The 13608-nt window shown below is 35.9% G+C and carries 10 protein-coding genes; 7 read left to right on the forward strand and 3 right to left on the reverse strand.

Annotated features, from left to right (window positions below):
- Positions 1–52: 52 nt before the first annotated feature.
- On the forward strand, positions 53–1678 hold the full coding sequence (locus tag DFQ03_RS05890) for an amidohydrolase (RefSeq protein ID WP_394346259.1): 1626 nt from the start codon (positions 53–55) through the stop codon (positions 1676–1678).
- Between the two features lie 65 nt (positions 1679–1743).
- On the opposite strand, the gene DFQ03_RS05895 is transcribed toward DFQ03_RS05890, so the two are convergent.
- Positions 1744–2283, reverse strand: coding sequence for a DUF2911 domain-containing protein (locus tag DFQ03_RS05895; protein ID WP_133672251.1), 540 nt, complete (start codon positions 2281–2283; stop codon positions 1744–1746).
- A 245-nt stretch (positions 2284–2528) separates the two neighbouring features.
- Between DFQ03_RS05895 and asnB the strand changes: the two genes are divergently transcribed.
- Positions 2529–4202 (forward strand): asparagine synthase B, encoded by a 1674-nt coding sequence (asnB, locus tag DFQ03_RS05900; protein WP_133672252.1) that lies wholly within the window; start codon positions 2529–2531, stop codon positions 4200–4202.
- Between the two features lie 88 nt (positions 4203–4290).
- On the opposite strand, the gene DFQ03_RS05905 is transcribed toward asnB, so the two are convergent.
- Positions 4291–4476, reverse strand: coding sequence for a CsbD family protein (locus tag DFQ03_RS05905; protein WP_133672253.1), 186 nt, complete (start codon positions 4474–4476; stop codon positions 4291–4293).
- Between the two features lie 395 nt (positions 4477–4871).
- On the opposite strand from DFQ03_RS05905, the gene gyrB reads away from it, so the two are divergent.
- Both gyrB and DFQ03_RS05915 read left to right on the forward strand, forming a co-directional pair.
- On the forward strand, positions 4872–6812 hold the full coding sequence (gyrB, locus tag DFQ03_RS05910; protein WP_133672254.1) for a DNA topoisomerase (ATP-hydrolyzing) subunit B: 1941 nt from the start codon (positions 4872–4874) through the stop codon (positions 6810–6812).
- A 71-nt stretch (positions 6813–6883) separates the two neighbouring features.
- Positions 6884–7900 (forward strand): DUF6588 family protein, encoded by a 1017-nt coding sequence (locus tag DFQ03_RS05915; protein WP_133672255.1) that lies wholly within the window; start codon positions 6884–6886, stop codon positions 7898–7900.
- Between the two features lie 196 nt (positions 7901–8096).
- On the opposite strand, the gene DFQ03_RS05920 is transcribed toward DFQ03_RS05915, so the two are convergent.
- Complete coding sequence (locus DFQ03_RS05920; protein ID WP_133672256.1) at positions 8097–8474, reverse strand: hypothetical protein; 378 nt, start codon at positions 8472–8474, stop codon at positions 8097–8099.
- Between the two features lie 293 nt (positions 8475–8767).
- Between DFQ03_RS05920 and DFQ03_RS05925 the strand changes: the two genes are divergently transcribed.
- The 3 genes from DFQ03_RS05925 to secDF all read left to right on the forward strand — a co-directional run bounded on the left by DFQ03_RS05925 (position 8768) and on the right by secDF (position 13538).
- Complete coding sequence (locus tag DFQ03_RS05925; RefSeq protein WP_133672257.1) at positions 8768–9694, forward strand: malate dehydrogenase; 927 nt, start codon at positions 8768–8770, stop codon at positions 9692–9694.
- 138 nt (positions 9695–9832) lie between these two features.
- Positions 9833–10450 carry a hypothetical protein gene (locus DFQ03_RS05930; RefSeq protein ID WP_133672258.1) on the forward strand — a complete coding sequence of 206 codons (618 nt, stop codon included), beginning with the start codon at positions 9833–9835 and terminating at the stop codon, positions 10448–10450.
- Positions 10451–10559: 109 nt separating this feature from the next.
- Positions 10560–13538 (forward strand): protein translocase subunit SecDF, encoded by a 2979-nt coding sequence (gene secDF / locus DFQ03_RS05935; protein WP_133672259.1) that lies wholly within the window; start codon positions 10560–10562, stop codon positions 13536–13538.
- The last annotated feature ends 70 nt before the right edge of the window (positions 13539–13608 follow it).

The raw sequence follows: 13608 nt of genomic DNA on the forward strand, positions 1-13608 counted from the left end.
AAGAAGGTCTAAGTGACCTACTTTGATGATTTTACGAACTAACTATTTTGATTTGAAAAAACTACTTCCAATTCTACTCGTCTTATTATCTGGTTGCGAACTCATGAAAGAGAAAGTCGACCTTGTAATCGTAAATGCAAAAGTCTATACCGTAGATGATTCTTTTTCTGAAGCCCAAGCTTTTGCAGTGCAAGATGGTAAGTTCATAGCTGTGGGTTCTACCGATGAAATAAGAGATGTTTACACTTCTGATCAGTTGATCGATGCAGATGGCAGGGCTATTACGCCTGGTTTAATCGATGCACATTGCCATTTTTATGGATTAGGACTTACCCAGCAATTGGTAGATTTAGTGGGTACTAAAAGTTTTGATGAAGTATTGGATCGCGTAAAAGCCTTTCATGAAGCTAACCCAAAGTCCTTTGTTAGAGGCAGAGGCTGGGATCAGAATGATTGGGAAATAAAAGAATTTCCGACAAAAGCAGAATTAGATACTATTTTTCCAGATATACCGGTGGCTTTAGAACGTGTAGACGGTCATGCATACTTAGTCAATCAAAAAGCTTTGGATATGGCAGGTATAGACTGGAGTACCAAAGTTGAAGGTGGTGAAATCGTAAAAAAATGGGAGAATGGCTATTCTGGTATTACAGGAGTTTTAGTCGATAACCCAATGACGCTTATAGATAGTATAATGCCATTGCCAACGTTAGAAGATAAAGTTAGGGCGTTGAAAGATGCCGAGAGAATTAGCTTGAACCACGGTTTAACAACCGTAAATGACGCCGGATTAGATAGAAGTACCATTGAGCTTATCGATAGCTTGCAGCAGGCAGGTGAATTGTCTATCAGGGTCTATGCCATGGTAAGCAACAATAAAGAAGAGGTAGACTATTTTATAAACAAAGGACCTATTAAAACAGATCGATTGAATGTGCGATCAATTAAAGTTTATGGCGACGGAGCATTAGGTTCTAGAGGTGCTGCCTTAAAAGAAGAATATAGTGATTTGCCAGGTCATTTTGGGGCTATGATTACTCCTGTTGCAGAGATTGAGGCTTTAGCTCAAAAATTGGCGAATTCAGAATATCAAATGAATACGCATGCCATTGGTGACTCTGCTAATATTGCGGTATTAAGAGCATATAAGAAGGTACTACAAGGTAAATCTGATAGACGGTGGAAAATTGAACATGCCCAAGTATTAACAGAAGGTGATTTTGATTATTTTGAAGATGGTATTATTCCTTCAGTACAACCAACCCACGCAACAAGCGATATGTATTGGGCAGAAGATCGTTTAGGTGAGAGAGTAAAAGGCGCATATGCGTATAAAACATTATTAAAGAAAGCAGGTACTATTGCATTAGGTACCGATTTTCCTGTGGAAGATGTGAGTCCGTTTTTGACATTCTATGCCGCAGTTGCACGACAAGATACAAGTGGATTCCCTGAAGGAGGATTTCAAATGGAAGAAGCTTTGTCTAGAGAAGAAACCTTGAAAGGGATGACAATTTGGGCGGCATACTCTAATTTTGAAGAAGATGAAAAAGGTAGCATAGAGCCAGGTAAGGTTGCAGATTTTGTTATTTATGATAAGGATATGATGACGGTTCCGGTATCAGAGATTCCTACCATTCGTGCCGAGCAGACTTTTGTAAACGGTATAGTTCGATAAAATAAAAAAGGTCAAAAAAAAGCCTCGGTCATTGACCGAGGCTTTTTTAATAAATCATGTTTCTATTACATACTAATTGGAACTGCAACTCTTGTTTTGTCCCATCCCATAACTAAATGAGCACCGTCGTTAGCTTCTTTAAAAGCAATTGAAAATTCTTCAAGCGACGCAGTATCAGAACCGTTAGGTACAGTTATACGCGCAACATCAGAAGATTCATCGTAAAAATAAGAACCCCATTGGTTTAAATTTTTATTCAAAATAACTGTCCACTCATCTGCGCCAGGTATAGTGAATAAAGAATAGGTTCCAGCTTTAACATCTTTACCTCCGAAATTTACATCCTTATAAAATGTAATTTCAGGAGCTTCATTCGCACCTGTTCTCCAAACTTTACCTGTTGGAGCTAATTCTTCCATAGAACGACCCTTCAATTGTGGTCTTCCGTAAATGATACGTACCGCTTTTTCAGAAACTTTGTAATCTGTTGGGTAGGCAGCCATATCCATTGGGCTTTTGTCTATTCCAGAGAACTCTTGGGCTGTTACCGTAGTAGTTAAAACTAAGGCTAACATTAATGTGGCTATTGTAAATACTTTTTTCATAATAATTGTTTTGGTTTTCTAGGTCATAAAACTAAGCAGTTCCTTACAGTAGTATTAATAAAAAGAAGTTAAATTTTTGATTGTTACATTTCATCACGTTTTAAACATGATTTAGGTGAGATATATGTCAAATAGAACTAAAAACGCAGTTTATTATTACAATTTGTAATCATAATTGGTGTATGTGTTTGTTAATTGAAACAATAAATTGATATTTGTATTCGAATTGATATAATAATTAGATTATGTGTGGAATAGTATGTGCATTTGATGTTAAGGAAAGTACAGAGTTACTTAGACCTCAACTTTTAGAAATGTCGAAGAAAATTAGACATAGAGGTCCAGATTGGAGTGGAATCTATGCAGATGATAAAGCCATCTTGGCGCATGAGCGTTTGGCTATTGTAGATCCAGCTTCTGGAAAACAACCATTATTGAGCCCTAATGGTAAATTGATATTGGCAGCCAATGGTGAAATATATAATCATAGAGAGTTACGTAAGCAATTTGAAGGTAAATACGATTTTCAAACAGAGTCTGATTGTGAAGTAATTTTGGCTCTGTATCAAGAAAAAGGAGTTGATTTCTTAGATGAGATGAACGGTATTTTCGGATTCGCTATTTATGATGCTGAGAAAGATGAATATTTTGTTGCTCGTGACCACATGGGTATTATTCCATTATACATGGGATGGGATAAAAACGGAACGTTCTATGTAGCTTCAGAATTGAAAGCATTAGAAGGTACGTGTACTAAAATAGAATTATTTCCTCCAGGACATTATTTACATAGCTCTGACGGAGAAATAAAAAGATGGTACTCTAGAGATTGGATGGAGTATGATGCGGTTAAAGATAACGCAACTAGCATTCAAGAAGTTAAAGAAGCTTTAGAAGCTGCAGTTCACAGACAGTTAATGTCTGATGTACCTTACGGAGTTTTATTATCGGGTGGTTTAGATTCTTCTGTAACCTCTGCTATTGCTAAAAAATACGCTCAGAAAAGAATTGAAAGTGGTGATACTGTAGATGCATGGTACCCGCAATTACACTCTTTCTCTGTAGGTTTAGAAGGATCGCCAGATTTGGCAGCTGCAAAAAAAGTTGCTGATCACATTGGTACCGTACACCACGAAATTAAGTTTACCATACAAGAAGGTTTAGATGCTATTAAAGATGTTATTTATAACATAGAAACGTATGATATTACGACCATTCGTTCTTCTACGCCAATGTACTTAATGGCTAGAGTTATTAAGTCTATGGGTATTAAAATGGTATTGTCGGGTGAAGGGGCAGATGAGTTATTTGGAGGTTACTTGTATTTTCATAAAGCACCAAATTCACAAGAATTTCATGAAGAGACCGTACGTAAATTAGACAAGTTGCATATGTACGACTGTTTAAGAGCTAATAAGAGTTTAGCTGCTTGGGGTATTGAAGGGCGTGTGCCATTTTTAGATAAAGAATTTATGGACGTTGCTATGCGCATAAACCCACAAGATAAAATGATCAACGGGGAGCGTATGGAGAAATGGGTAGTTCGTAAGGCGTTTGAAGATATGATACCTGAAAGTGTTGCATGGAGACAAAAAGAACAGTTTAGTGATGGCGTTGGTTACAGTTGGATCGACACCTTAAAAGAATTGGTTGACAAAGAAATAACTGACGAGCAAATTAAGAATGCGGCATTCCGTTTTCCTATAAATACACCGTTGAACAAAGAAGAGTATTACTATAGAACAATTTTTGAAGGACATTTTCCTAGTGATGCCGCGGCATTGAGTGTACCGCAAGAAGCAAGTGTAGCTTGTAGTACCGCAACAGCTTTAGAATGGGATGAGGCATTTAAGAATATGAATGATCCTTCTGGTAGAGCAATAGCTAACGTACATGACGAAGCATACGTTAAACAATAGGGTTTGAATTAGTCATTATATCTATTGTAAAAACCCCGTCTACTTTTGTAGACGGGGTTACTTTTTTATGCGAATATTGCTATAGCCCTTAAATGCTATCAATCATCTCTTTTAATTTTTCTTTAGATTCTCCGGTCTTTTCTTGAATTCTTCCTAATAGCTCATCAGATTTACCTTCTGTGTAAGTAAGGTCATCATCGGTAAGTTCACCGTATTGTTGTTTAATTTTTCCTTTAGCTATATTCCACTTTCCTTTAAATTGTTCTTCGTTCATAATAGATTATTTTAAGATTATATAGCTAAGTTAAAAGTCATATGTAAACGAAATCTTAATATTATCTTGATTTATTGGATAGCGCACACATCGGTTTTAATCCCGTTAATTTCGCTTATAAAATATTAACATTGTGCTAAGAATAATATAATATTTAATGGTATTACTAAGTGTTTCTATGAATTAAATGTCGTGTATTTTATTGCTTATTCGGCTTTCGTACTTCAATTTAGGGGTGTATTCTTAAATATGCTGCTTTTTATGGACAAACGGCTAATTTTCCACAATTATTGTTGATAACTTGCTATTGTCCAATAGCTAGAAAGGCTATATTTTATAGGGTATTGCGTATATTTGTAAGATTGCAAAATTTGAAGTAAAACAACCATAATTTTATGAGCGAAGAAGCAAATAAGAAAAATTATTCAGCAGATAGTATTCAGGCCTTAGAGGGTATGGAGCACGTACGTATGCGTCCATCCATGTATATTGGTGATGTTGGGGTCCGTGGTTTGCACCATTTGGTATATGAAGTAGTAGATAACTCTATTGATGAGGCTATGGGTGGTCATTGCGACACCATTAGCGTAATCATAAATGAAGATAATTCAATAACCACTAAAGATAACGGTAGGGGTATACCTGTCGATCTTCACAAAAAAGAAGGTGTATCTGCATTACAGGTTGTAATGACCAAAATTGGTGCCGGTGGTAAGTTCGATAAAGATTCTTACAAAGTTTCTGGTGGTCTTCACGGTGTTGGTGTTTCTTGTGTAAATGCATTATCTGATCATTTATCGGCAACGGTATATAGAGAAGGTGTAATTTGGCAACAAGAATACTCTAGAGGTAAAGCTTTATATCCTGTTAAAAGAGTAGGAGAGACTACAGAAAGAGGTACGGAGGTGACTTTTCATCCAGATGATACCATATTTACGCAAACTATTGAATATAGCTATGAGACTTTGGCGAATAGAATGCGCGAGCTTTCTTTCTTGAACAAAGGTGTAACCATTAGCATTACAGATAAGCGCCAGAAAGATGAAAATGGGGAGTATGTTGGTGAAACGTTCTTTTCTAACGAAGGTCTTAAAGAGTTTGTTAAGTTTTTAGATGGTAACCGTGAGTCATTGATCAATGACGTTATTTCTATGGAAGGGGAGAAAAATGAAATCCCTGTAGAAGTAGCAATGATTTATAATACAAGTTATACAGAGAATCTTCACTCTTACGTAAACAATATTAATACACACGAAGGTGGTACGCATTTATCTGGATTTAGAAGAGGTCTAACTTCTACGCTAAAGAAATATGCAGATGCTTCTGGAATGTTAGATAAATTGAAGTTCGAGATCCAAGGAGATGATTTCCGTGAAGGGCTTACTGCAATTGTATCTGTAAAAGTTTCTGAGCCTCAGTTCGAAGGTCAGACGAAAACAAAATTAGGTAACCGAGAGGTTTCTGCAGCTGTAAGTCAGGCAGTGTCTGAAATGCTGACCAATTATTTAGAAGAGCACCCAGACGATGCAAAAACTATTGTTCAGAAAGTAATTCTTGCGGCACAGGCAAGACATGCAGCTTCTAAAGCTCGTGAAATGGTGCAGCGTAAGAATGTAATGAGCGGTGGTGGTTTGCCAGGTAAATTATCAGATTGTTCTGAGCAGGATCCTGAAAAATGTGAGATATTCCTTGTCGAGGGAGATTCGGCGGGTGGAACTGCAAAAATGGGGCGTGATCGTAACTTTCAAGCGATTTTGCCTTTAAGAGGTAAGATTTTGAACGTTGAAAAAGCCATGCAACACAAGGTTTTTGAAAACGAAGAAATCAAAAATATGTATACTGCTTTGGGTGTAACCATTGGTACAGATGAAGATAGTAAGGCATTGAATCTTGAAAAACTTAGGTATCATAAGGTAGTCATTATGTGTGATGCCGATGTCGATGGTAGTCATATTGAAACATTAATTTTAACTTTCTTCTTCCGTTATATGAGAGAGTTGGTAGAGCAAGGTCATATTTACATTGCTACTCCGCCTTTATATTTAGTGAAGAAAGGACAGAAAAAACAATACGCTTGGAGTGATAAAGAGCGTGATGAAATTGCTGATAGCTATAGTGGTGGTGTTAGTATTCAACGTTACAAAGGTCTTGGGGAGATGAATGCTTCTCAATTGTGGGATACTACAATGAATCCTGAGTTTAGAACCTTACGTCAAATTCAAATTGATAATGCGACCGAAACTGATCGTGTTTTCTCAATGCTTATGGGTGACGAAGTGCCGCCAAGAAGAGAATTTATTGAGAAGAATGCCGTTTATGCAAACATTGACACATAGAAAATACCATTTACACAACAAAAACCTGCGCCTACAGCGCAGGTTTTTTAGTTTTAGGTAAAATTACAACGATGAAGAATTTAGTTACTAGTGTTTTAATTGGTTCATGTCTAGCAGTTAGTGCTCAGGCAGATTTCAATAATGTACTTTCAGCGGGTGTTGAAGATGCAGAAACGTTTACAACAGATTACATGGCTCCACTTTCTGAAAGTGTAGTATTTAGCATGTCTACAGGTTGGTATAATACCGCTGATGCAAAACCATTAGGTGGCTTTGAAATTTCTATCATAGGTAACATTACCGGTTTTAAGAATAAGGAGGATAAGAAGACTTTTATTTTAGACCCTAATGATTATCAGAATTTAGATTTTGTTGATAATCCTGGTGTGGCAAGACCCGTTTCAACTGCCTTAGGAGATATTTCTGGTACAGAAGTATTTGTAGAAGGGGAAGTTTTGGGTGCAACGGTTCGTGAGACTTTTGAATTGCCATCTGGTTTATCGGGAGAAGATATCGATTTTATTCCTTCAGGATATGTGCAAGCAAGTGTAGGTTTGATTAAAGGGACTGAAGTTAAAGCAAGATTTCTTCCAAAGATTGAATATGAAGACGCATCTATTGGTTTGTTCGGTTTAGGTATTCAACATGATTTCACCAAATTATTACCTGCTGATAAAATTTTACCTGTGGCGATTTCGGCGGTTATTGGGTATACCAATATTAGTGGCGATTATGATTTGGCCAATGCTGATTTAATAGATGGCGAAAATCAACGAATAGAAGCAGAAATTAACAGTTGGGCATTTGGTGCCGTAGTATCTACAAAACTGCCCATCATTAATTTTTATGGAGGTGTAAATTATATTACCGGTAAATCGGTAACAGATGTATTGGGTACGTATAGGGTAACTGGTGGTCCTTTTGCTTCAGAAACATATGAAGATCCATTTTCTATAACAAAGAAGGTTAACGGAGTTACTGGTACTTTAGGTACGAAGCTTAAATTAGGTTTCTTTAGATTGAATGCAGAATATAACTTAGGAGAATTCAATACCGCAACTGTTGGTATTAATTTCGGATTCAGGTAAATAAAGTTTACGTAATTAAAAAGGTCCGATAGAATTATTTCTAATTCCGTCGAACCTTTTTTTTTTGTGCTTTAAATAAGCGTAGGTAACTGTAATAAAAATCTTTTCAATTGTTAGCAGGGAACAACAATGGGTATAAAAAAGACTGCCCAGATCCCTCCGGACAGCCTTTTTCCCATGGCCCTGTTAAAATCGTTTATTCCCTTATTGCCAATGTAGCACCGTCTTTCTTCTGAAGATAAGAAACATCATCAGTAGCTTTAATGGTGATTATATTGTTGGGTTTGCCGTCTAGACCTTTATACTCGATCGTATAAACATCGTTTTGTTTAGACCAATTGAAATCTGTTTTTAAGATAGTTGTAGAACCGTCGATCTCATGATATCTTCCTAAGAAAACATCATTGAAAATCCATTCTTTTCGAATAGTTTGTTTTGAAGAATTTTCGGTTATTATTAATTCGGATTGCGACCATATTCCTATAATAGGATCGTTGTTTTGTTCGATCCTAGAACAATTCGCAAGAAACACTATGGCGCATATGGCCAACAAAGAGAGGAACTTCTTAGTCATAAGTAGGTTAATTTATTTTTTGGATTTGGGATCCACAGTATTTAACGTCACTAATTTTGGGTTATTACTTTAATTCGATGTATGGTAACTAATTCATGATTTCTTCGTTAAAGCGCATTTTTTTTTAACAAAACCTGCATTTTATCGATGTTTTTTTAAAGGCTATGGGCGGTAATTAAATCAATAGGTCAATAGCATATTTCGTCAATAAATACCTATTTTTGAAGTGAAAATTCAATAAACATAAGGTGGGCGTTCCATTTTATATATAATAATTCATAAAATAGAAATAAATGAAAGTTACAGTTGTAGGTGCTGGTGCAGTAGGTGCTAGTTGTGCAGAATACATTGCCATTAAAGATTTTGCATCAGAAGTGGTTATTTTGGACATTAAAGAAGGTTATGCTGAAGGTAAAGCGATGGATTTAATGCAGACGGCTTCTTTAAACGGATTCGATACAAAGATAACTGGTAGTACTAGCGATTACTCAAAAACAGCAGATAGTCATGTTGCTGTAATTACCTCTGGTATTCCAAGAAAACCGGGTATGACAAGAGAAGAGTTGATCGGTATTAATGCAGGTATCGTTAAGACAGTTTCAAGCAACCTTTTAAAGCATTCGCCTAACGTTATCATTATAGTAGTTAGTAACCCTATGGATACGATGACGTACTTGGTACATAAAACTACTGGTTTGCCTAAAAACAGAATCATCGGTATGGGCGGTGCATTGGATAGCGCTCGTTTTAAGTATCGTCTGGCAGAAGCTATGGAAGCTCCTATTTCTGATATTGACGGTATGGTAATCGGTGGTCATAGTGATACCGGTATGGTGCCATTAACATCTCATGCAACTAGAAACAGTATTCGTGTATCAGAATTCTTATCTGAAGAGAGATTACAGCAAGTTGCCGACGATACGAAAGTTGGTGGTGCGACATTAACCAAATTGTTAGGTACTAGTGCATGGTATGCTCCAGGTGCAGCAGTATCTTCTATGGTACAGGCAATCGCTTGTGATCAGAAGAAAATGTTTCCTTGTTCAACGATGCTAGATGGTGAATACGGATTGAATGATATCTGTATCGGTGTACCAGTAATATTAGGAAAAGACGGTATCGAAAAGATTATCGATATTCCTCTTAGTGATGCTGAAAAAGCAAAAATGAAAGAAAGTGCCGCTGGTGTAACTAAAACTAATGGTCTTTTAGAGTTGTAGTTTATACGCTCTTATACATAAAACAAAGCCTTTATAGTCCAACTATAAAGGCTTTGTTAGTATAATAAGGTATACTTTAGAAATATATATTGTAGCAAATATACTACCTAGAATAATCTTTCTTTTTATATTTGCCGCATGAATGCAAAATGGTGCGTAAGTACTTTATTTATTATTCTAGCCTTATTCGGGCTAAGTCAAGAGCAAAAGAAAGCTTCTAATCAGCAAATTTCATTACAATTTGCAAATGTGGAATTAGCTTCAGGCACTGCTCATGATGATATTTTAGCGATTATCACTAAGAAACTAGAAATCTTAGGTATTGATGCTATTGAAATTGTAGAAAATGACGGTGCTCAATTAAGTATTCGTTATTATAGTGATGTTGATGCACTTAGTGTTAAGGAGTTTCTTTCTCAAGAAAACCATCAGTCATTATCGAATGAAGAAGAATTACCTTCAGATTATCCAAAAAAAGAACTTCCTGAGACCTATAATTTAGTAGTATCTGATTTGCATCAGCAAGCTGATGATGGTGTCACGTTAAACGCTACGCTGGTTGTACCGCAAAAGCAAGATGGTAAAACATTTACTTATCCGGTAGTTCAGCCGTTTAGTACCACCATATCTTTTGAGCAAGATGCTATTGTAAATACAGCATTTAAGATTAATAGAACTTTTGCGATAGCAATTGAAAACACTTCACGAACAATTCCAGAAGTAAGGGCAGGACCTTATGTTTATGGGAATAGCTAATTCCATTCAAAAGCATTTCTAAGCAACGTAATTACTTTACGTAAACGTTATTTGACTTAGATTTTTATAATATTCAAAACAATAATCAACATAAATTAAATTATTACAAATGCAAAACAAGGGACTTATAAAGCTTTTTGCTTTATTATTTGGGTTAGTTAGTATTTACCAGCTATCCTATACTTTCATTACAAGTAAAGTAGAAAAAGAGGCGAATACTTTCGCGGCTAGCCGTATTTCTGAATCAGAAGAAGGTTATGTTGCAAAAAGAGAAGAAGCAGCAGCTAGCTATCTTGATTCTATTGGTACCAATCCTATTTTTGGATATACCGATTATAATGAAGCTAAAAAGAAAGAACTAAATAAAGGTCTTGACCTTAAAGGTGGTATCAACGTTACATTACAAATTTCTATTAAGGATATCCTTAAAGGATTGGCAAACAACACTAAAAGCCCAGTTTTTAACAAGGCTTTAGCTGATGCAGATGCTGCTTCTAGAAATAGTGATGATACATATATCGATTTGTTCTTTGAAGCTTTCGATAATATAAAAGGTGAAACTAAATTGGCTTCACCAGATATCTTCGCTAACAAAGGTCTTAGCGATGAGATCAACTTTCAAATGTCAGATGATGAGGTTAAGCCTATCATCAAAAGAAAAATAGATGAGTCTATTGTTTCTGCTTTTGAAGTATTAAGAGAACGTATCGATGGTTTTGGTGTAACGCAACCAAACATTCAAAGAGAAGGTAACTCTGGTCGTATTTTGGTTGAATTGCCAGGTGCTAGAGATATCGCTCGTGCACAAGATTTATTATCAAGTACTGCTCAATTAGAATTTTGGGAAACGTATAAGCAAAGTAATACAAGCTTTAGCACATTCCTTATTCAAGCGAATGAGAAATTGAAAACGATTGTTGAGGTTAAGCAACCAGAACAAATTAAAGAGGAGTCTGAATTAGATTCTTTATTATCTGATGTTTCTGCTGATTCTTTAGATTTAGCTACACAGGTAAATCCTTTATACGAATTATTGATTCCTGCTAACCCAGGTAGCAATGCAATGTTTCGTGCTGCTATTAAAGATACGGCGACTATTGGTTCTTACTTAAGAATGCCAGAAATCAGAAGGCTATTGCCTGCTGATATTCAGTTTACCAAGTTTGTTTGGGAAAGACCATCTGCAGAAGAAACTGAAGTTATCGATTTATATGCATTGAAATCTAACCGTGATGGTACGCCTAGAATTAGTGGTGATGTTGTAAGTGATGCAAGAGCAGATTTCGATCAGTTCAGCAAGCCTGCTGTTTCTATGACCATGAATACTAAAGGTGCTAAAGAATGGGAAAAATTAACTGGTGATGCTTACACGAACCAGACTGGTATTGCTATTGTTTTAGATAATAAAGTATACACTGCTCCTGGTGTTTCTTCTGGTCCTATATCTGGTGGTCGTTCAGAAATTACGGGTGACTTTACAGTAAACGAAACAAAAGATATTTCTAACGTACTTAGAGCTGGTAAACTACCTGCTTCTGCAGAAATCATTCAATCTGAAATTGTTGGTCCTTCATTAGGTCAAGAAGCTATTGATAGTGGTTTTATGTCATTCTTAATTGCTTTTGTAATCGTTCTTTTATGGATGATCGGTTATTACGGTAAAGCAGGTGTATTTGCTGATATTGCTTTAATGTTGAACATTTTATTGATATTTGGTGTCTTAACAAGTTTAAATGCGGTACTAACATTACCTGGTATTGCCGGTATCGTTTTAACCCTTGGTATGTCGGTTGATGCCAACGTACTAATCTTTGAGCGTATTAAAGAAGAATTAGCAAAAGGTAAAGGTAAAAGCCAAGCTGTAGCTGACGGTTTTGGTAATGCACTATCTTCTATTTTAGATGCGAACATTACTACTGGTTTAACTGCAATTATTTTATTTATTTTTGGTTCGGGTCCAATTAAAGGTTTCGCAACTACATTACTTATAGGTATTGTAACATCTTTATTTACTGCAATATTTATTACTCGTTTGTTAATCGACTGGTATATTGGAGGAAAAGGTAGAAGCTTAGATTTCTCAACAGGTATTACTAAAAACCTTTTTAAAGGAATCAATGTTGATTTCTTGTCAAAAAGAAAGATAGCTTATGTAATATCTGGAATTTTAATAGCAGTTGGTTTGTTCTCATTATTAGCAGGACCAGGTTTACAAAAAGGTGTAGATTTTATAGGTGGACGATCTTACACGGTTCGTTTCGAACATCCTGTAAATCCTTCTGAAATAACATCAGAATTGAATACTGTATTCGGTAGCGGAACAAATGTGAAAACTTACGGTGAGTCTAATCAAGTAAAAATTACAACTCCTTATAAAGTAGATGTTGAAGGTATCGAAGTAGATACTGAAATTCAAGATAAACTATATTCTTCGCTTCAAAAGTACTTGCCTGATGGTTTTAGTAAAGAAGCTTTTGTATTAGGAGGAGTAGATGAAGAGGCCGTTGGTATTTTAGCATCTGTAAAGGTTGGACCAACGATAGCAGATGATATTCAGAAAAATGCATTCTTGGCAATTTTAGGTTCATTGCTTGTAGTTTTCCTTTATATCTTAATTAGATTTAGAAGATGGCAGTTCTCATTGGGTGCTGTAACTGCAGTATTCCATGATGTATTGATCGTACTTGGTGTATTCTCGATATTGGGTAAATTAATGCCTTTTAGTATGGAAATTGATCAAGCTTTTATTGCAGCGATACTTACGGTAATTGGTTACTCTTTGAATGATACCGTGGTAGTATTTGACCGTATTCGTGAAACTTTGGCAGAACGCGGCTGGAAAGGCGGTTCTAACATTAACTATGCTATTAATAGTACGTTAAGTAGAACATTGAATACTTCGTTAACAACCTTGGTAGTATTATTGGCAATCTTCATTTTTGGAGGTGAGTCGTTAAGAGGATTCATGTTCGCTATGATTGTTGGTGTTGTTGTGGGTACATACTCATCTGTATTTATTGCAACTCCTGTAATGTTCGATGCATTGAGCAAGAAAATTACCTCTGGTGAAAAAGTAAAAGAAGAGTAGATAATACAACTAACTCAAATAGAAAAAGCCGTTCAGAAATGAATGGCTTTTTTGCTTTAAAAAGGTTTGC

Source organism: Maribacter caenipelagi (genome assembly GCF_004364175.1).
Classification (GTDB): Bacteria; Bacteroidota; Bacteroidia; order Flavobacteriales; family Flavobacteriaceae; genus Maribacter; species Maribacter caenipelagi.